The organism is Holdemanella sp., from assembly GCF_056804935.1.
The window spans coordinates 1-747 of record NZ_DBMEXE010000164.1 but is presented as its reverse complement, the minus strand read 5'-3'; the positions used below and the strand labels follow the sequence as shown (position 1 = coordinate 747).

At 29.2% G+C, this 747-nt stretch carries 1 protein-coding gene; it reads right to left on the bottom strand.

The window, feature by feature from the left end; genetic code table 11:
- On the bottom strand, positions 1 to 689 hold a 689-nt coding region (locus tag ACZQCL_RS07430), incomplete at its 3' end, for a glycosyltransferase family protein (protein ID WP_482482529.1).
- Positions 690 to 747: the final 58 nt, after the last annotated feature.

The following is a 747-nucleotide window of genomic DNA, read 5'->3' as shown; positions in this document are numbered from 1 at the left end:
ATTTCAAAATCTTCGTTATGTGTAATACTGCCACTAAAATATCCAATATCAATTGTAGTTTTGTCTTCTTTTTTTATAGTTTGAGATAAAGTTACCATTTCTATAGAAGCTGTATTACGATTGATCCAAACGTTTGGATTGTATTTTTCAAGTTCCTTTTTTAATGCAGCCGTTGTAGTCATACACCCATCGCAGATTTTTAAAAGTTGTTGATAACGAAAAACATCATTGTCATAACGTAACTTTGTCTTTGCATCCATACTCTGAACATACTTATTCTCATTTGTATATTTTGTATCGATTACTAAATCATCAATATCATACAACACCGGTTTATTCCATGATCTTGCTAATTGAACAAATTCATTTAATTTTTCTGTATATGGTGCTCTAAATATCACAAAACAAGAATACATTCGTACTTGTTTTAAATCGACATTTTCAAAAAATACTTCATCACATGTATATCCATTTATCTTTAATTGCTCCATTTGATGTGTAACTCTATAACGTGGCGGATGAGGCAACAAGTCTCTAGGACAACCATTAATAAACAATACATCTTTAAAAGCATCAGTCTTAGGTTTAGATTCACGTTTTTTATTTATATAATGTGAAGCATGTTTCACCAAACTAGAAACACCTTCTCTTTTTAATACATCCATTGATTTATTTATTAAATCTGACATAATACACCACCTAGTTTTTACAAACAAATAATCCAGCTTGTTTTGTTACAACTATTTT